Here is a 20,886-nt window from a genome sequence, read left to right as displayed (position 1 = left end):
TCCGCTGGCGCCGCTGCAGGAGGGGATTTTGTTCCACCACCTGCTGCAGTCCGAGGGCGATGCCTATGTCACCTCGCACACGCTGTGCTTCGACTCGCGCGAGCGGTTGCAGCGGTTTGCCGAGAGCTTTGACCAGGTGGTCGCGCGGCATGACATCCTGCGCACGGCCGTGTTCTGGGAGGGCCTGGCGACGCCCGTGCAGGTCGTCTGCCGGCAGGCCCGCCTGCCGCTGTCCTGGCTGGAGGAGGGCGGCACGGCGGCATCATCGCAGGACGCGCTGGCCCGGCTGGCCGCCTGCGCACAGGGCTACCGCATCGACCTGCGCAAGGCGCCGCTGATCCACCTGGTGGCAGCGCACGACGCGCCGGGCCAGCGCTGGCTGCTGCAGATCCTGGCCCACCACATGGTGGACGACAACACCACGCTCAAGCAGGTGATCGGCGAGATCGCGCTGATCCAGCAGGGCCGCTCCAGCGCGCTGCCTCGGCCGCTGCCGTTCCGCCGGTTTGTGGCCCAGGCGCGCTCGGGCGAGGGCACGGCCGGGCATGAGGCGTTCTTTCGCGCCATGCTGGGCGATGTGCAGGAGCCCACGGCGCCATTCGGGCTGCTGGATGTCCAGGGCGACGGAGCGCGCACGAACGAGGTCCGGCAGGTGCTTGACGGCGGCCTTGCCGCCCGGTTGCGGCAGCAGTCCCGACGCCACGGCGTCAGCGCCGCAGCGCTGTTCCACCTGGCCTGGGCCCTGGTGCTGGCCAGGACCAGCGGCAGGGACGACGTGGTGTTCGGCACCGTGCTGTTTGGCCGCATGCAGGCGCAGCAGGGTGCGGCCCGCGCGCTGGGCATGTTCATCAATACGCTGCCGCTGCGCGTTCGCCTGGCCGGTTGTGGCGTGGCCCAGGCCCTGCGCCAGACCCAGGCCGCGCTGACGGACCTGCTGCACCACGAGCATGCCAGCCTGTCGATGGCCCAGTCCTGCAGCTGCCTGGCCGGCGGGGCGCCGCTGTTCACGGCCCTGCTCAACTACCGGCACACGGCGCTGCAGGACGCGGACGCTGGCGATGCCTGGACCGGCGTGCAGATACTGCAAAGCCACGAGCGCACCAACTTCCCGTTCGGCCTGTCGGTCAACGACACGGGCGAGGGCTTCACGTTGATTGCGCATGTGATCGATGCGGTGAATGCCCACAGCATGTGCGGCTACATGCACGAGGCGCTGGACGGCCTGGCCGATGCCCTGGCGCGCGACCCCGGCCAGCCCGTGACCGCGATTGCGGTGCTGCCCGCGCATGAACGGGACAGGCTGCTGCAGTGGAGCCTCAATGGCAAGGCCCATCCTGAGGCCCTGCCCGTGCACCGGGAATTCGAGGCCCGCGTGCGGGAGCAGCCCGATGCCGTCTGCCTGGTCCATGGCGACGAGGCGCTGACCTCGGCCCAGCTTAACGCCCGTGCCAACCGGCTGGCCCACCGGCTGATGGCCCTGGGCGTGGGGCCGGACGTGCGCGTGGGCGTTGCGCTGGAGCGCTCGGTGGACATGGTGGCGGGACTGCTGGCGGTGCTCAAGGCCGGCGGCGCCTACGTGCCGCTGGACATGGAGTACCCGGTGGACCGCCTGGCCTACATTGCCCAGGACAGCGGCATTGCCCTGCTGCTGACCGAGCGCAAGGCACGCGAGCGCCTGCCGTTCGCGCAGGCGCTGAACGTGGTCGAGCTCGACGATCTGGACCTGGACGCAGGGCCTGACCACAATCCCGGCGTGGCGGTCCATGGCGACCATCTGGCCTATGTGATCTACACCTCGGGCTCCACCGGCCGGCCCAAGGGGGCGGCCAACCGGCATGCCGCGCTGTCCAATTGCATGGCCTGGATGCAGGACCACTACCGGCTCACGCGGGCCGACGCGGTGCTGCACAAGGCGGCCTTCGGCTTCGATGTCTCGGCCTGGGAAATCTTCTGGCCGCTGACGGCGGGCGTGCGCCTGGTGGTGGCCCGGCCCGGCGACCACCGCGATCCCGAGCGCATCGTCGCGCTGATCCGCCGCCACCAGATCACCACGCTGAACTTCGTGCCGGCCATGCTGCAGGCGTTTCTGGCCCATGAAGGCATCGAGGAGGAGACCCGCCTGCGCTATGTGATCTGCGGCGGCGAGGCCATGCCGGCCGAGACACAGCGCGAGGCCCTGCGCCGCCTGCACGGCGTCAGCCTGCAAAACCTCTACGGCCCGACCGAGGCCGCCATCCACGTGACGCACTGGACCTGCCGCGACGACGGCCGCAGCCCGGTCCCCATCGGCCGCCCCGTCAGTGCGACCAAGGCCCTGGTGCTGGGCCAGGATCTGGGACTGGTTCCCGCAGGCGTGGCCGGCGAACTCTATCTGGGCGGGCAGGCGCTGGCGCAGGGTTACCTGGGCCGGCCCGGCCTGAGCGCCGAGCGCTTCGTCGCCGACCCGTTCGACCAGGGCGGCGGCCGCCTGTACCGCACGGGCGACCTGGTGCGCTGGAACGATGAAGGCCAGCTGGAGTACCTGGGGCGCCTGGACCACCTGGTGAAGATCCGGGGCTTTCGCATCGAGCTGGGCGAGATCGAGGCCCGGCTGCTGGCCCAGCCCCAGGTGCGGGAGTCCGTGGTCGTGGCCCGCAAGGGCCCTGCCGGAATGCACCTGGCGGCCTATGTCTCGGCGCATGAAGGGCTGCAGGTCACGGCGGCCGAACTGCGCGAGCGCCTGGCCCTTGAACTGCCGGACTACATGGTGCCGGCCGCCATCATGGTGCTGGACCGCCTTCCCCTGAATGCCAACGGCAAGGTGGACAGGGCCGCCTTGCCCGAGCCAGAACTGCTGGCCAGCCTGCACTACGAGGCGCCCGTGGGCGACGGCGAGCAGCGTCTGGCCGCACTCTGGAGCGAGGTGCTGGGCGTGGAGCGCGTGGGGCGCCAGGACCATTTCTTTGAGCTGGGCGGGCACTCGCTGCTGGCCCTGAAGCTGCTGGAGCGCATGCGCGCCCAGGGCTGGGTGACGCAGGTGCGCACGCTGTTCCAGCACCCCCGGCTGGCGGATCTGGCGCTGGCGCTGCGCCGCGAGCAGGGCCTGCCCCGGCATGAGGTGCAGGTGCCGCCCAATGGCATCCCCGAAGGCTGCACGGCCATCACGCCCGCCATGCTGACGCTGGCGGCGCTGGACGCGCAGCAGATTGCGCGGGTGCAGGACGCCGTGCCCGGTGGCGCGGCCAACATCCAGGACATCTATCCGCTGGCGCCGCTGCAGGAAGGCATTCTGTTCCACCACACCCTGCACCAGCAGGGCGACGCCTACGCCACGCCCACGCTGCTGGGCTTCGACACGCGCGAGCGGCTGCTGGGCTTTGTGCAGCGGCTCAACCAGGTCATCGCACGCCACGACATCCTGCGCACGGCCGTGCTGTGGGAAGGGCTGGCCGAGCCCGTGCAGGTGGTCTGGCGGCAGGCACAGGTGCTGCTCGACTGGCTGGAGGAGAGCGAAAAGGAGAGTGAAGGGGAGAGCGAAGGGGAGGGTACGGATGTGGTCAGCCGTCTGCAGTCCGTGCTGGACCCGCGCGTGCAGCGCATCGATGTGCGCCGTGCACCCATGATCCGCGTCGTGGCGGCGCAGGATGCGCCCAACGGGCGCTGGCTGCTGCAGCTGCTGACGCATCACCTGGTGCTGGACCACACGACGCTGGAGCGCATCGTCGAGGAGATTGCGCTGATGGCCCAGGGCCGCGAGGCGGAGCTGCCCAGGCCCCTGCCGTTCAGGCGCTTCGTGGCCCAGGCCCGCCTGGGCGTGAGCACCAGCGAGCATGAGGACTTCTTCCGCGCCATGCTCGGCGATGTGGACGAGCCCACGGCGCCGTTTGGCCTGCTGGATGTACAGGGGGACGGCAGTGCGGTGCAAGAGGCCAGGCTGGCCTTGGACGAGCCCCTGGCGCGCAGTGTGCGCCGGCAGGCGCAGCGCCATGGGGTGAGTGCAGCCAGCCTGTTCCACCTGGCCTGGGCGCTGGTGCTGGGCAGGACCACGGGCAAGGATGACGTGGTGTTCGGCACCGTGCTCTTTGGCCGCATGCAGGGCGGGGAGGGCGCGCACAGCGCGCTGGGCATGTTCATCAACACGCTGCCGCTGCGCATACGGCTGGGCGGGCGCAGCGTGCAGGACTGCCTGCATGAGACGCATGCGGGGCTGACGGGGCTGATGCACCACGAGCACGCCACGCTGTCGCTGGCGCAGCGCTGCAGCGCTCTGGCGGGGGGGACGCCGCTGTTCTCGGCCCTGCTCAACTACCGCTACAGCGTGGCGCCGCAGGAGGGGGCCGCAGCGGGCGCGTGGGAGGGCATGACGGCCCTGGGCGGACAGGAGCGCACCAACTACCCCGTGACCGTGTCCATCGACGACCTGGGCGAAGGCTTTGGCATCGTGGCCCAGGCCGATGCTGCTTTGGGGGCTGAACGGCTGTGTGGATACATGGCGGCGGCCGTGGCCTCCCTGGTCCACGCGCTGGAAAGCGAGCCCGGCCTGGAGGCTGCGGCGCTGGACATGCTGGACGGCAAGGAATGGACGCAGCTGCAGGCCTGGAGCCTGGGCGCCCGAACCGAACCAGGGATGCAGCCCGTGCACCAACTGATGGAGCGCCAGGCCCAGGCACGGCCGGATGCCGTGGCGCTGGTCTTTGGCGATCAGGTGCTGAGCTACGACCAGCTCAACCGCCGCGCCAACCAGCTGGCCCACCGGCTGATGGCCCTGGGCGTGAGGCCGGAGACCCGGGTGGGCATCGCCATGGAGCGGTCCATCGAGATGGTGGTGGGCCTGCTGGCCATCATGAAGGCCGGTGGCGCCTATGTGCCCCTGGACCCCGATCACCCGCCCGAACGGCTGGCGCAGATGATCGAAGACGGCGCCGTGCGGCGCCTGCTCACCCACAGCGCGCTGCGCGAGCGCCTGCCCGCAGGCGAGGATCTGCAGTGGCTGGACATCGACCGCATCGATCTGGCCGGTGAATCGCAGCGCAACCCCGTGGTTGCCGTGCATGGGGAGCATCTGGCCTATGTGATTTTCACCTCGGGCTCCACGGGCCGCCCCAAGGGCGCGGCCAACCGGCATGCGGCCCTGCACAACCGGCTGGCCTGGATGCAGCAGGCCTATGCGCTCGATGCCTCGGACGCCGTGCTGCAAAAGACACCGTTCAGCTTCGATGTGTCGGTCTGGGAGTTCTTCTGGCCCCTGATGGTCGGCGCCCGGCTGGTGATGGCCGCGCCTGGCGATCACCGTGACCCCGCAAGGCTGGTGGCGCTGATCACGGGCCATGGCGTCACCACCGTGCACTTCGTGCCTTCCATGCTGCAGGCCTTTGTGGCGCACACGGGCGTTGCGGCATGCACGGGCCTTCGGCGCATCCTGTGCAGCGGCGAGGCCCTGCCGGCCGAGGCGCAGAACGCCGTCTTCAGGCTCCTGCCCGGGGCCGGTCTCTACAACCTCTATGGCCCGACCGAGGCGGCCATCGACGTCACCCATTGGCGCTGCCGCGACGACGGGCGGCGCCAGGTTCCCATCGGCCAGCCCATCAGCGGCATCCGCACCTATGTGCTGGACTGCGCCATGCGGCCGGCGCCACAGGGCGTGGCCGGCGAGCTGTACCTGGGCGGCATGGGTCTGGCGCGCGGCTATCTGAACCGCCCCGCACTGACGGCCGAGCGCTTTGTGGCCGACCCGCTGGACACGCAGGGCGGCCTGCTGTACCGCACGGGCGACCTGGTGCGCTGGAACGGCGAGGGCCAGATCGAGTACCTGGGCCGCCTGGACCACCAGGTGAAGATCCGCGGCCTGCGCATCGAGCTGGGCGAGATCGAGGCCCATCTGCTGGCCCAGCCCGGCGTGCGCGAGGCCGTGGTGGTCGCGGCGCAAGCCACGTCGGGCGCGGCGGGCGCACGCCTTGTCGCCTATGTGGCCGGTCCGGACGCCGATGCGGGGCTGGCCGAAACCTTGCGCCAGGCTTTGGCCGGGCGGCTGCCGGACTATATGCAGCCTTCGGCCATCGTCGTGCTGCCTGCGCTTGCGCTCAATGCCAACGGCAAGGTGGACCGCAAGGCCCTGCCGCAGCCCGAATGGGCACAGCGTGGATACGAGCCGCCGCACAACGGGGTCGAGCAGCAGCTGTCGGCGATATGGGCCGAGCTTCTGGGGCAGGACCGCGTGGGGCGGCGCGACAACTTCTTCGAGCTGGGCGGACACTCGCTGCTGGCCATGGGCATGCTGGAGCGCATGCGCGCGCATGGCCTGTCGGCCTCCGTGCGCAGCCTGTTCCAGCATCCGCAACTGGCGGATTTTGCGGCGCAGCTGATGCAGGCGGGCGTCGCCGCCCAGGTGCAGGTGCCGCCCAACGGCATCCCCGAAGGCTGCACGGCCATCACGCCCGCCATGCTGACGCTGGTGGCACTGGACGCGCAGGAGATTGCACGGGTCGAGGACACCGTGCCCGGTGGCGCGGCCAACATCCAGGACATCTATCCGCTGGCGCCGCTGCAGGAAGGCATTCTGTTCCACCACACCCTGCACCAGCAGGGCGATGCCTATGCCACGCCCACGCTGCTGGGCTTCGACACGCGCGAGCGGCTGCTGGGCTTTGTGCAGCGGCTCAACCAGGTCATCGCACGCCACGACATCCTGCGCACGGCCGTGCTGTGGGAAGGGCTGGCCGAGCCCGTGCAGGTGGTCTGGCGGCAGGCACAGGTGCTGGTCGACTGGCTGGAGCCTGGTGAAAGCGAGGGCGAAGATGATGTAGCCGCCGCGCTGCAGCAGCGGCTGGACCCGCGCGTGCAGCGCATCGATGTGCGCCGCGCGCCCATGATCCGCGCCGTGGCGGCGCAGGATGCGCCCAACGGGCGCTGGCTGCTGCAGCTGCTGACCCATCACCTGGTGCTGGACCACACGACGCTGGAGCGCATCGTCGAGGAGATTGCGCTGATGACACAGGGCCGCGAGGCGGAGCTGCCGAGGCCTTTGCCGTTCAGGCGCTTCGTGGCCCAGGCCCGGCTGGGCGTGAGCACCAGCGAGCATGAGGACTTCTTCCGCGCCATGCTCGGCGATGTGAATGAACCCACGGCGCCGTTTGGCCTGCTGGATGTGCAGGGAGACGGCAGTGCGGTGGAGGAGGCCAGGCTTGGGCTGGATGCACCGCTGTCGCGCGAGCTGCGGCGGCAGGCGCAGCGCCATGGGGTGAGTGCGGCCAGCCTGTTCCACCTGGCCTGGGCGCTGGTGCTGGGCAGGACCACGGGCAAGGATGACGTGGTGTTCGGCACCGTGCTCTTTGGCCGCATGCAGGGCGGGGAGGGCGCGTACAGCGCGCTGGGCATGTTCATCAACACGCTGCCGCTGCGCATACGGCTGGGCGGGCGCAGCGTGCAGGACTGCCTGCAAGAGACGCATGCGGGGCTGACGGGGCTGATGCACCACGAGCACGCCACGCTGTCGCTGGCGCAGCGCTGCAGCGCTCTGGCGGGGGGAACGCCGCTGTTCTCGGCCCTGCTCAACTACCGCTACACCGCAGCGCCGCAGGAGACGGAGGCAGCGGACGCAGCCTCGGGCGCGTGGGAGGGCATGACGGCCCTGGGCGGGGAGGAGCGCACCAACTACCCGGTGGACATGTCCATCGATGACCTGGGCCAGGGCTTCCGCCTGGTCGGGCAGGCCAGCAAGACCGTGGGCGCGCAGCGCCTGTGCGCCTACATGCTGGCCGCAGTGGAAGGCATTGTTGTGGCCCTGGCCGAAACGCCCGCGCTGCCGGCCTGCGATATCGAGCTGCTGGACCGGGATGAATGGGCGCAGCTGACGCAATGGGCGCAATCGGTGCAGTCTGGATGCAACCCGCAGAGCCGCGACGCCCAGCCCCTGGTGCACAGGCTGTTCGAGCACCAGGTGGACGAGCGGCCCCAGGCCACGGCCCTGGTCTTTGGCGACGAATGCATCAGCTATGCGCAGCTCAACCGGCGTGCCAACCGCCTTGCGCACCGCCTGATCGCCGAGGGTGTGGGCGCGGAGGTGCGCGTGGGCATTGCGGTGGAACGCTCGGTGGAGATGGTGGTTGCCGTGCTGGCTGTGCTCAAGTCGGGCGCGGCCTATGTGCCCCTGGACCCCGGCTATCCGGCCGAGCGCCTGGCCCACATGGTCGAGGACAGCGGCATGGCCTGCCTGCTCACGCAGTCTCGCCTGGGGCTGGAGGTGGCCGGTCGCGTGAAGGCGCTGGACCTCGATGCCATCGGCGCGATGCCGGGGCCCGACCACAACCCCGGCGCCGCCGTGCATGGCGAATGCCTGGCCTATGTGATCTACACCTCGGGCTCCACCGGCCGGCCCAAGGGCGTGGGCATTTCCCACCGCTGCCTGGCCGAACAGGCGCAGCTGGCTGTCGGCTTTGCCGCGCTGTCGCCGCAGGACCGCGTGCTGCAGTTCGCCACGCTGAATTTCGATGGCTGTATCGAGCAGCTGTTCGCACCGCTGGTGGCCGGCGCGGCCATGGTGCTGCGCGGGCCCGAACTCTGGGACAGTGCCACCTTCCACAGGGAACTCATGGCCAGGCAGATCAGCGTGGCCGATCTGACCACCGCCTACTGGCTGCTGCTGGTCCAGGATTTCGCGCGCCAGGGCCTGCGCGGGTATGGGCGGCTCAGGCAGGTGCATGTGGGCGGCGAGGCCATGCCGGGCGCCGGCCTGCAGGCCTGGCGCGATGCCGGGCTGGGCCATGTGAGGCTGCTCAATGCCTACGGCCCGACCGAGGCCACCGTCACGGCCTCCCTCTTCGACTGCACGGGCCTGGTGGAAGGCGCCGGCGCGGCGCCGCAGGCGCTGCCGCCACAGGACCTTCCCATAGGGCGGCCCCTGGCGGGCCGGCACATGTGGGTGGTGGACGACCGGATGCGCCCCGTGCCCCTGGGCGTGGCCGGCGAGCTGTGCATAGGCGGCCCCCTGCTGTCGCGTGGCTACCTGAACCGGGCGGGGCTCAGCGCAGAGCGCTTTGTCGCCGACCCCTTCGGCCGCGATGGCGCAAGACTCTATCGCACGGGCGACCTGGTGCGCTGGAATGCGCAGGGCCAGCTGGAGTACCTGGGGCGGGTGGACCACCAGGTCAAGATCCGCGGCCTGCGCATCGAGCTGGGCGAGGTTCAGGCGCAACTGCTGGCGCTGGACGATGTGCGCGAGGCCGTGGTCGTGGCAGGCGAGGGACCGGCGGGCACGCGGCTGCTGGCCTATGTGTCTGCCCGCAGCGGGCGGACCCTGGACGAGCAGGAGATGCGCGAGCGCCTGGCCACGGTACTGCCCGACTACATGGTGCCGGGCGCCATCATGGTGCTGGACCAGTTGCCGCAGAACGCCAACGGCAAGCTGGACCGGCAGGCCCTGCCCGCGTTCGGCATGCCAGCCGCCAGCCAGGCGCCCGAGGGCGAACTGGAGGCGCTGCTGGCCCGTGTCTGGGCCGAGGTGCTGGGCCTGGAGCGGGTGGGGCGCAGCGACAACTTCTTCGCGCTGGGCGGTGATTCCATCCTCAGCCTGCAGATCGTCTCGCGCCTGCGCCGCTTCGGCTGGAAGCTGTCGCCACGGCAGCTGTTCGAGCGGCAAAGCATTGCCGAGCTGGCGCGTGTGGCCGAGCCCGTGCAGGACGAGGCCGTGGAGCAGGACACCCCGGTCCAGGGAAGCGTTCCCCTGCTGCCCATTCAGGCGGAGTTCTTCGAAACGGACGTGCCGCAGCGATCCCACTGGAACCAGGCCCTGCTGCTGCGCAGCACGCAGCCGCTGCAGCCTGCGCCGCTGCGCCAGGCCCTGGCCGACCTGCTGGCCCGGCACGACAGCCTGCGCCTGCGCTTTCGCCCCACGGCGCAGGGCGCCTGGGAGCAGGCCTACGCAAGCCCGTCCGAGGCCGATCTGCAGGCACTGCTGTGGGTGCGCCAGGCACGGGATGCCGGCGCGATCGAGGCCTTGTGCGAACAGGCGCAGCGCAGCCTGGACATCGTCCACGGGCCGCTGCTGCGCGGGCTGTGCATCGAGGTGGGCGACGGCAGCTGGCGCCTGCTGCTGGTGGCCCACCACCTGGTCGTCGATGGGGTCTCCTGGCGCATCCTGCTCGAAGACCTGCGTTCGGCCTATGCCAGCCGGCTGCAGGGCCTGGAGCCCGCCAGGGTCCACAAGACCGCCAGCTACCAGCGCTGGTCGCAGGCGCTGCAGGCCCATGCCGCGCAATGCGGCGGCGAGCTGGCCTTCTGGCAGGCGCTGGCCCAGGTGCCTGCCGTCCTGCCCTGTGCCCGCCCCGAGGGGGCCAACACCCTGGCATGGCAGTCCAGCGTCGAGCTGCGGCTGGACCGCGAGCGCACCGATGCCCTGATCAGCCGCGTGCCGGCCGCCTACAGGACGCAGATCAACGACATCCTGCTGGCCGCCCTGGGGCGCGCCCTGTGCGCGTGGAGCGGGCAGGAGCGCATCCTCGTGGACCTGGAGGGCCATGGCCGCGAGGAGCTGTCGGCCGGCGTGGACGTCTCGCGCACCGTGGGCTGGTTCACCAGCGTGTTCCCGGTGGCGCTCGATGCGGGCACAGGCCCGGGCGACGCGCTCAAGCGCGTCAAGCAAAGCCTGCGCGAGGTGCCGCTGCACGGCCTGGGCCATGGCGTGCTCAAGTACCTGGGCACGGCGCAGCAAAGGCAGGCCATGCGGGCCTTGCCCCAGGCCAGCCTGGTCTTCAACTACCTGGGGCAGTTCGATGCAAGCTTTGACAGCGCGGCTCAATGGTTGCCGGCTGCAGAGGGCAGCGGCATGCCGGCCGACGCCTCGGCGCCGCTGTCGCACGAGTTCACCATCAATGGCCGCGTCTACGACGGCGAGCTGGTGATGACGGCCGCCTTCAGCACGGCCCGCCACGACACCGCCGATGTGCAGGCCTGGATGGGGCGCTACCGGCAGGAGCTGGAAGGCCTGATCGACCACTGCCTGAGCGGCGCGCAGGGGGTGACGCCCTCGGACTTCCCGCTGGCGCGGATCACGCAGGCGCAACTGGACGGCCTGGACCTGCCTGCGGGCAATCTGGCGGACCTCTATCCGCTGTCTCCCATGCAGTCGGGCATGCTGTTCCACAGCCTGTCCGATCCCTCGGGGCTGTCCTATGTCACCCAGCTGCGCATCGGCGCGCATGGCCTGGATGCCGCGCGCTTCCGAAAGGCCTGGCAGGCGGTGCTGGACCGCCATGCCGTGCTGCGCAGCGGCTTCCTGGCCGATGCGTCCCTGCCGCTGCAATGGGTGGCCCGGCAGGTCCTGCTGGACATCACCGAGCATGACTGCCGGCACAGCGAGGATGTGGCGGGGGCCCTGGATGCCCTGGCCGCCGGGCAGTTCGCGGCCTTCGACCTCAGGAAGCCGCCTCTGATGCGGCTGGCCCTGGTCCGCGTGCCCGATGGCAGCCACCACTGCATCTGGACCGCCCACCACCTGCTCACGGACGGATGGAGTTCATCGAGCCTGCTGGGCGAGGTGCTGCGCGACTACAAGGGCATTGCCGTGGAGCCCGTGGACACCAGCTACCGCGACTACATCGCATGGCTGCAAGGCCTGGACCACGGGGCCAGCGAGGCCTACTGGAGGCGCCTGGTGCAGCCGCTGCACGAGCCCACCTTGCTGGTGGATGCGCTTGCCCGGCCTGCTGTCCGGCCTGGTGCCTTGCCTGCAGCCCGGCAGGGGCACCACGAGGCCGGCGCCGCGCTGGATGCCGGTGCCACGCAGCAGCTGGTGGAGTTTGCCCAGCGCGAGCGCGTGACGGCCAACACCCTGGTGCAGGCCGCATGGTCGCTGGTGCTGGCGCGGTACACGGGCCAGGACACGGTGGCCTTCGGGGCCACGGTGGCAGGCCGCCCGCCCGAGCTGGCCGGCGTGGAAAGAATGCAGGGGCTGTTCATCAACACCTTGCCGGTGGTCGTGGCCTGCGACGGCGCGCTGGAGCTGGGCCCCTGGCTGCGCACGCTGCAGGCTCAGAACCTGGCCTCGCGCGAGCATGAGCAGACGTCGCTTTCGGACATCCAGCGCTGGGCGGGCAAGGGCCAGCGCGGCCTGTTCGACAGCATCCTGGTGTTCGAGAACTACCCCATGGATGCCGTGCTGTCCGCGCATGACGACCCGCATCTGCGGTTTGCGGTGACGCATGCCATCGACGTGACCTCCTATCCCATGGACCTGGAGGTGCGGCTGGGCGATGTGCTGTCGCTCAAGATGATCTACCAGCGGAGCAGCTTCGGCGATGACACCGTGCAGGCCCTGCTGCGGCAACTGGTGCAGGTGCTGGAGTCCATGGCGAGCGAGGGCATGCACTGCCTGCGGGACATCGCCTTGCTGCCCGAGCCCGGCCGCGATGGGCCGGCGGGCACAGGCACGGGCACGGGCACGGGCACGGATGCCTGCCGCCCGCCGTTCCTGCCCGTGCATGCCGGCATGGCGCTGCAGGCGCGCCGGGACCCGGGTGCGGTGGCGCTGGTCATGGGCGAGCAAACCATCAGCCATGGCGAGCTGCAGGCGCGCAGCAACCATTTCGCCAACCGCCTGGTGCAGTCCGGCGTGGGGCGCGGCGCCATCGTCGGCATCGCCATGGAGCGTTCGCTGGAAATGGTGATCTGCCTGCTGTCCGTGCTCAAGGCGGGTGCGGCCTACCTGCCCCTGGATCCGGCGTCGCCTGCCGAACGCCAGAGGTTCGTGCTGGCAGACAGCGGTGCCTCCCACCTGATCGCCCACAAGGCGGCGCTGCACAAGCTGGGCACGCCCGCCGTGGCCCATCTGGTGGTGGCCGAGGAGGTGGACTTCACCCAGGCCTGCAACGCGGCGCCAGCCCATGCCGTGCATGAGCGCGACCTGGCCTATGTGATCTACACCTCGGGCTCGACCGGGCAGCCCAAGGGCGTCGTGGTCGAGCACGGGCCGCTGTCCATGCACTGCGCGGCCACGGCCGGGATCTACGGCATGCGGGCGAACTCGCGCGAGCTGCATTTCATGTCCTTCTCCTTCGACGGCGCCCATGAGCGCTGGCTGACGGCGCTGAGCATCGGCGCCGGCCTGGTGCTGCGCGAGCCGCAGATGTGGACGGCGGAGCAGGCCTGCGAGGCCCTGCGCCACCATGGCATCTCCAATGCCGCGTTCCCGCCGGCCTATCTGGCGCAGATCGCGGACTGGGCCGCAGAGCAGTCGCAGGAGCCACCGCCGGTGGAGTTGTATGTCTTCGGTGGCGAGGCCATGCCCAAGGCCGCCTACGACAAGGTGCGCCAGAGCCTGCGCCCGCGCCTGCTCATCAACGGCTATGGCCCCACCGAGACGGTGGTGACGCCGCTGATCTGGAAGGCCGAGGCCAGCGAGACCTTCGACTGCGCCTACGCCCCCATCGGCCGGCCCGTGGGCGAGCGCACGGTGTACATCCTGGACGCCGACCTGCACCGGGTGCCGCACGGCGTGGTGGGCGAGCTGTACATCGGCGGCTATGGCCTGGCGCGCGGCTATCTGTCGCGCCACGGCCTGACGGCCGAGCGCTTCGTCGCCGACCCCTTCGACGGCGGTGGAGGCCGCCTGTATCGCACGGGCGACCTGGTGCGCGAGATGCCGGACGGCAACATCGAGTACATAGGCCGGGCCGACCACCAGGTCAAGATCCGGGGCTTTCGCATCGAGTTGGGCGAAGTCGAGAAGGCCGTCCGGGCCGTGCCCGGCGTGGTCGATGCCGCCGTGCTGGTCCAGGATGCCGGTACAGGCAAGCAGCTGGTGGCCTATGTGGTGGGGGAGGAGGGCACCGCCGCGCAGACCCTGGTCCAGCGCATCCGCCAGCAGACAGGCGAGCACCTGCCCGACTACATGCTGCCGGCCCATACGCTGGTCCTGCCCGCCTTGCCAAGACTGGTCAGCGGCAAGCTTGACCGTGGTGCGCTGCCGCTGCCGCAGGCAGATGCCGGGCGGGTTCACGTGCCACCGTCCACAGCGTCGGCCATGGCGCTGGCCCGCATCTGGCAGGAGGTGCTTGGCGTGGAACGCGTGGGCGAGACCGACAACTTCTTCGAGTTGGGCGGGGACTCCCTGCTCAGCCTCAGGATGCACGCCAAGGTGCGCAAGCTGGGCGATCCGCAGCTGGACTTCAAGCTGCGCGACCTGCTGCAGCGGCCCACCATTGCCGGCCTGCTGGAGCTTCGCTCAGCCGGCGCCGGTGGAGCTGGGGGAGTCGTGGCGCTCAACGCCGTGTGTGAAGCCGCACCACCGCTGTTCTGCGTGCATGCCGGGTTCGGCACGGTATTTGACTACCAGCCGCTGGCGCGGGCCTTGCAGGACCGGCGCACCGTCCACGCCATACCCTGCCGCAGCCTGGGCGATCCCGGCTACCGCGACCGCTCGCTGGAGCAGATGGCCGACGACTACTGCGCGATGGTGAGGCAGGTACAGCCCGCCGGCCCCTACCACCTGCTCGGCTGGTCCCTGGGCGGCAGCCTGGCGGCCCTGATCGCGGCCCGGCTCGAAGCCCAGGGACAGACGGTGGGTTTCCTGGGACTGGTGGACCCGTTCGTGCCTGCTGGCGATGCGGCCGGGTCCTCGTCGTGGTGGGATGACTTCCGGCTCTTTGTCTCGCAGATGCTGCCCTTGGCGCGCATCGAGGACCTTGCGGACATCGATGCATCGGTGCCGCCCCGCGCCGATCTTCTGGCTGCCGCGCTGGGCCGCGAAGCTGCAAGGCAGGGACCGGGAGGGCCCAGCGGCCATGCCTGCATGGACGGCGCCGACCTGGCCCAGGCCTTTCTGACCACCCTGCACCTGAAGCACCTGGCGCTGCAGGCGCAGGCCCTGGCGCCCGTGCAAGCGGCGGCAAGCCTTTGGTGGAGCGATGAAACCGCGGCCGGGCACCGGCTGCGGCTCGCGCAGCAGCTGCGCCAGGAGGGGGTCGATAGGGCCGAAATGGCCGAAAGGGCAGAGGGCGCGGTGATCCGCGCCGACCACTACGCCATCATGAGGAACGAGGGGCTGACGGCTGAAATCCTCGATGCCTTGGCGCTGGAGTACGCGCTGGACTGACGGGAGCCGGGGAGGGGGGGCAGGACGCCCCCGTCCCATCCCGGTTTTTTCGTGAAATAGGGGTTACACCTTGTCTCCATTTTTCTGCGCAGAACGTCTTTGGAATGCACAACAACCAGCGCCGAGGTCCGCGTCCGGTTGGTAACCAGTCTCATTCAAAGCCTTTGGAAATTCTTCAACCATGCGTTCCTTGCCCCGTCAACATCTGCTGAGCCTGGCCCTTGCCACGGCCTTTGGTTCCGTTTCGTTCTGGAGCACCGAGGCGGTGGCCCAGGCCACAGGGCAGGAGGCTGCCCAAGTGTTCGATATCCATGTGCCGGCCCAGGCCCTGGCTTCGGCCATCAACGAGCTGTCCCGCCAGACGGGAACCCAGATGTTTGCCGCAGGCGACCTGGTTGCCGGGCTCAGTTCCCGCGCCGTCAACGGCCGCCTGACATCGGAGCAGGCCTTGCGGGAGCTGCTGGCCGGCACGTTCCTGGAAGCCACCAGGACGAACAACGGAGGCTTCGCCATCCGCCGTCCCGCGGTCTCCGGCGCGACCTTGCCGACCATCAACGTCACGGACAGCGAAACCGCAGCCGGCCCCGTGCAGGGCTATGTCGCCCGGCGCAGCTCAACGGGCACGAAGACCGATACGCCCATCCTGGAGACACCGCAGTCCATCACGGTCATCGGTGCCCAGGAGATCGAGACGCTGAAGTCGCAAAGCCTGCAGGATGCGCTGGGCTACGCCGCCGGCGTCACCCGCGCCGAGGGCCTGGACCGTACCTCGGACAGCCTGTATCTGCGCGGATTCCGCACCACGGGCATGTACCGGGACGGCAGCCTGTTCACGGCCAACATCTACGACGGACGGCAGGAGCCCTACGGCCTGGAGCGCATCGAGCTGCTCAAGGGCGCCTCTTCGGTGATTTTTGGCTCGGTCTCCCCGGGCGGCGTGGTCAACACCGTGAGCAAGCGGCCCACCACGGAAAAAATCCGGGAACTGAACATCGACGCCGGAAGCTTCGGGCGCAGGCAGGTGTCGGGTGATTTTGCGGGCGCCCTGGACGACGAGGGCAAATGGTCCTACCGGCTGGTGGCGCTCAAGCGCGACAGCGACAGCTTCATCGACCGTGTCCCCGATGACAGAACCTATGTCGCCCCATCGCTCAAGTGGCAGCCCGATGCGAACACTTCGCTGACACTGTTGGCCGAGGTCCAGAAGGACCGCACCACCTACGTCTACGGACTGCCCGCCTACGGCACCCTGCTGCCCAACATCAATGGACAGATTCCCCGCAACCGCTTCATCGGAGAGGCGGGGCGGGACAAATTCGATCTGGACCGCTACTCCATCGGCTATCTCTTCGAACATGCCTTTTCCGAGAAGCTCAAGCTCAGGAACAGCATGCGCTACTACAACGCAAAGAGCAGCTACTTCAGCACGGACGGCTGGGGCCTGTCCGCCGACCAGCGCTCGGTGGTGGAGCGCTACTTCCAGCCGCGCTGGGACCGTTCGTCGGCCTTCGTGACCGATACCTCGCTGCAGTACCAGCTGGACCAGGGCCGCATCAAGCACACCATGCTGGTGGGCTTCGACTACGCCCTGCCAAAGCACGAGACCGAGCGCTATGAACAGCAGGCCGCCGACCTCGATGTCTTCAACCCGGTCTACGGCAAGCCGGTGGGGCCTGTCTCCCCCTACTACCGCTCGTCCTGGAAGAACGACTACAAGCGGCTTGGCATCTATGCGCAGGACCAGATCAAGATCGATGACAAGTGGGTGGTTCTGCTGGGCGGCCGCTATGACAAGGTCCGCTTCAACGAGACGAACTTCTTCACCGGGGACGTGAGCGCGGCCAATGAGAAAAGCTCGGCCTTCACGGGCCGGCTGGGCGTGGTCTATCTCGCCGCCAATGGCCTTGCCCCCTTCTTCAGCTACAGCGAGTCCTTCGAGCCCACCCAGGGCCAGGACCGCCTTGGATCGCGGTTCAAGCCCACGACGGGGCAGCAGTACGAGGCCGGTGTCCGCTACCAGCCCAGCGGCTCCCGGGCCATGATTTCGGCAGCGGTCTTCCAGCTCACCCGCCAGAACCTGCTCGTGCCCGATCCCCAGGACGCCAGCAGGGCGTTCAACATACAGGCCGGGGAAGTCCGTTCCCGTGGCTTCGAGCTGGAGGCGCGAAGCTCCATCGGCCGCAATGTGAACATCATTGCCGCCTATGCCTACACGGATGCGCGCACCACGCAGGCAAGCCCCCTGCAGCCGGACGAGCTGGGCAAGCGCTCCATCGGCGTGCCCTACAACCAGATATCGCTGTGGGGCGACTACAGCTTTGGAGACTTCGGGCTTGCCGGCCTCAAGGTGGGCATGGGTGCCAGGTACCTGGGTCAGACACGCGGCCTGGCCTATGGCGTTCCCGTCTCGCTGCCGGCGTTCACCCTGGTGGATGCCATGGTCAGCTACACCACCGGACCCTGGCGCTTCGCCCTGAACCTCACCAATCTGACCGACAAGACCTATATCGCCAGCTGCTCCTACGGCTGCTTCTATGGCGAGCCCCGCAAGGTGATCGGCACGGCCACCTATCGCTGGTAAGCGGGCATGGGCCATGGGCCACGGCTGGAGCGATCCGGCCGTGGCCTTTTCTTTGTCGGGGAACCGAAGGCGCCGTTCAGAGCGCCTGCAACTGCACGCCGCCACCGGCCTGCAGGCGCACCCTCAGCGGCAGGATGGACGGCAGCACGGCCAGCAGGCCGGCCGAGTCATTGGCGCGAAAGCGCCCGGTCAGGCGCAGCGCGGCCACGCGCGCATCGGCGGCTTCGATGGGCTGGGTGCGGTAGGCGTTGACCGTGGCAAGGGCCTCGGCCAGCGGGGTGTTCTCGAAGACCAGCCAGCCTTCGCGCCAGGCGGACAGCGTGGCGGCATCGGCCTGGCGCACGGCCTCGGCCTGGCCGTTGCGGATGTCCACGATCTGGCCGGGCAGCAGGTCCAGCGTTGCCGCCGCCGGGCCCGTCGCATCCTGCGCATCCCTGCCCAGCACGCGGACCCTGACATGGCCATGCTCCACTCCCACGGTGACGGGGCCGCCGCGGTCGCGCACGGTGAAGACCGTGCCCACGACCTCGATGCGCGCCTCGCGCGTGATGACCTCGAAGGGCCGGTCGGGATCGGGGGCCACGTCGAATCGCACTTCGCCCCGGGCCATGGACACGCTGCGGCGCTGGCGGTAGAGCGTCACGGCAATGGCGCTCTGGGGCGCCAGTTCCACCAGGCTGGCCTGCAGCGGCAGCTTGCCGTCGGCCAGAGTGATCTTGAGGATTTGCGAGTTGCGCGTGGCGTAGGCCGAGGTGTGGATGGGCTGCTGCCAGTACCAGTAGGCGCCCCGGCCCGCCAGCGCGCCTGTGCCCAGCAGCCCGGCGAAGGACAGCAGCAGCTTGCGGCGCCGGACGGTCTGGGTGGAGCGCGAGGCCCGGTCGGCCAGCAGGGCGGTTTCCTGGAACTGCTCGCGCAGGCCGCCGGACATGCCGCCCAGCAGGTTCCAGCGCAGGTGCGCCTCGCGTGCGGCGGCATCGTGCCGGGCTGATTTCCCGCGCCATTCGCCCAGGGTCAGGCGGGCCTGGTCGGCCACCGGGTCGGGAGCGATTTCGCTTTGAACGATCAGCGTCAGCGCATGCTCGACCATGCGCTCGCTAGGTGCACTTGCCATGGAAAGGGGGAGTCAGGATGCGTCGTCGGTCAGTGTACTGTTGTCGAAATCCATGGCGCTGCCCAGCGCATGGTCCTCGATCAGTTCGGAGCGCAGCTGGGCCAGCACGCGCGAGCAGTCCAGCGTGGCGCGCACCATGTGCTTGGCGACGGCCATTTCGGTGATGTTGAGCTGGTCGGCGATTTCCGCGCGCGTGTAGCCATGGGCGCGAAAGAGGATGAAGACTTCGCGCCGGCGCGGCGGCAGGCCTTCCAGCGCCTGGACGACGCGGTTCAGGATCTGGCGCTGGGCGGCCAGGGTTTCGCTGGAGGGCGCACTGTGCTGCACCACCATTTGCTGGCGCGTCCATTCCTGGGCGGTCTTGCGCTTGCGCGCATCGTCGATGCACAGATTGCGTGCCACGCGAAACAGCAGGGCGCGTGGGGATTCGATGCCGGCGTCGGGCAGGGTTTCGGCCTTCTTGCCGCTGCGCAGGCCCAGGGCGTGCACATAGACCCGCTCGAAGCTCGATTGCGCGATGTCGGCCGCATAGTGCGGATCTCGGAGATCGCGCGTGAGCTGGCGGCGCAGATCGCCATAGTGAGCCACGAGTTCCTGGATCAGGTCACGCATCCGGATACCTGCCTTTCCGCAAGGGCGATGGGTTGGAACCCCTGGGTCCGTACAGAGAAGGGCCTACCGGATGCTGCAACCCCGGCCAGGGCCGGGGCGGTGCAGCAGCGGGTATGGGATTCAGCGGCGCAGGTGATTCAAGTTCAAATGCAAATGGTTTGCATTCAAATTATGGCATGGGAGATCCCTGCGCCATCATGCCCTGTGCGATCTTTCAATCCTGCAGCGCCAGCTGTTCTGTGCGCGCAACATCGGGTCTTTGGGCTTGCGCTGCCAGCAGGGCTTCACCGATTTCGCCGGTGCGCACCGAAGTGACGGACAGCAGGGTGTCGCTGAGGCCGTGGGAGCCCTCGCAGGCGCCCTGCAGGAAGATGGCGGGGCGAAAGTCCGGCGTGGTGTGCACCTGGTAGTCGCGGCTCACGGAGAAGTCGCCCAGGTAGGGGGCCAGCGGGTCCAGCAGGGTCTTGTGGTGCTCGCGCGCATAGCCGGTGGCCAGCACCACCACGTCGTAGCGCGATGCATGGTCGATGCCGCTGTTGAGATCGCGCAGGCCCAGGTGGATGCCGTCGCCGGCGGCGCGCACTTCCTGCACCTCGTGGCGGCGCAGGAAGCGGTGGCGCGTGTCGCCGACGACCTTCTGTTCATAGAACACCTTGAAGATGCTCTCGATCAGTTCCAGGTCGGGACAGGCGTAGTTGGTGTGCCAGAACTCGCGCAGCAGGGCGCCGCGCTCGTCGTGCGGGCGGCTGTAGACATGGTCCACGAAGTCGGCGTTGAAGATTTCGTTGACGAAGGGGCTGTCGTCCGAGGGGCGGATGGAGCGGGCGCGCATGACCAGGTCGATCTCGGCCGTGGCGTAGCGGCCGTGCAGGTCCATGAAGATTTCGGCGGCGCTCTGGCCCGCGCCCACGACGGCGATGCGCAGCGGCCTGGCATGCTCGGCAATGCTGCGCAGGTAGGCGCTGGAGTGGAAGACGCGCGCGTCGCCGCGCAGGGCCTTGAACTGCTCGGGAATGCTGGGCGTGCCGCCGATGCTCATGACCAGGTTCTGGCCCAGGCGCTCATGCACGTTGCCGGCCGCATCGCGCGAGCGCACGCGCAGCAGCTCCACCTTGCCGTCGCGTTTTTCAGGCAGCACCTCGATGACTTCCTGGCCGTAGACGCAGCGGTCCTCGAACTTGGAGGCGGCCCAGGCCAGGTAGTCGTTGAACTCGTGGCGGCTGGGAAAGAAGGTCTTGAGGTTGATGAAGTCCTGCAGCCGGCCCTTCTCGTGCAGGTAGTTGATGAAGGTGAAGCGGCTGGTGGGGTTGCGCAGCGTGGCCAGGTCCTTGAGGAAGGACACCTGCATGTGGGCCTGCTCCAGCAGCATGTCCCGGTGCCAGGCGAAGCGCGGCTGCTTTTCGATGAAGACGGGGTGCATGGCCCGCGCGGTGGTTTCGCGCTCCTTGAGGGCGATGGCCAGGGCAATGTTGGAGGGGCCGAAGCCGATGCCGATCAGCGGGTGGGTTTGCATGGAAG

5 protein-coding genes are annotated in these 20,886 nt (G+C 69.2%); 2 read left to right on the top strand and 3 right to left on the bottom strand.

What is annotated here, in order from left to right; all coding sequences use genetic code 11:
- Together DA1_RS21685 and DA1_RS21680 are read left to right on the top strand one after the other, a co-directional pair.
- Nucleotides 1–15,064: non-ribosomal peptide synthetase (locus DA1_RS21685; RefSeq protein WP_062794160.1), on the top strand; the 15,064-nt coding region annotated here is incomplete at its 5' end.
- A 181-nt stretch (nucleotides 15,065–15,245) separates the two neighbouring features.
- The gene (locus DA1_RS21680) at nucleotides 15,246–17,645 is read left to right on the top strand and encodes a TonB-dependent siderophore receptor (RefSeq protein WP_034394969.1); all 2,400 of its coding nucleotides are present in this window, start codon (nucleotides 15,246–15,248) and stop codon (nucleotides 17,643–17,645) included.
- Between the two features lie 76 nt (nucleotides 17,646–17,721).
- On the opposite strand, the gene DA1_RS31485 is transcribed toward DA1_RS21680, so the two are convergent.
- From DA1_RS31485 to DA1_RS21665, 3 genes are all read right to left on the bottom strand, one after another.
- Nucleotides 17,722–18,756 carry a FecR family protein gene (locus tag DA1_RS31485; RefSeq protein ID WP_034394972.1) on the bottom strand — a complete coding sequence of 345 codons (1,035 nt, stop codon included), beginning with the start codon at nucleotides 18,754–18,756 and terminating at the stop codon, nucleotides 17,722–17,724.
- A 12-nt stretch (nucleotides 18,757–18,768) separates the two neighbouring features.
- Nucleotides 18,769–19,368 carry an RNA polymerase sigma factor gene (locus DA1_RS21670; protein WP_012206549.1) on the bottom strand — a complete coding sequence of 200 codons (600 nt, stop codon included), beginning with the start codon at nucleotides 19,366–19,368 and terminating at the stop codon, nucleotides 18,769–18,771.
- A 214-nt stretch (nucleotides 19,369–19,582) separates the two neighbouring features.
- A complete protein-coding gene (locus tag DA1_RS21665) occupies nucleotides 19,583–20,881 on the bottom strand; it encodes a lysine N(6)-hydroxylase/L-ornithine N(5)-oxygenase family protein (protein ID WP_034394975.1) in 1,299 nt (432 codons plus the stop codon).
- Between the last annotated feature and the right edge of the window lie 5 nt (nucleotides 20,882–20,886).

Source organism: Delftia acidovorans NBRC 14950 (assembly GCF_001598795.1).
Taxonomy (GTDB): domain Bacteria; phylum Pseudomonadota; class Gammaproteobacteria; order Burkholderiales; family Burkholderiaceae_C; genus Comamonas; species Comamonas acidovorans.
Note: the sequence above shows the minus strand (reverse complement) of the source record. Positions and strands in the feature narration are given on the sequence as shown.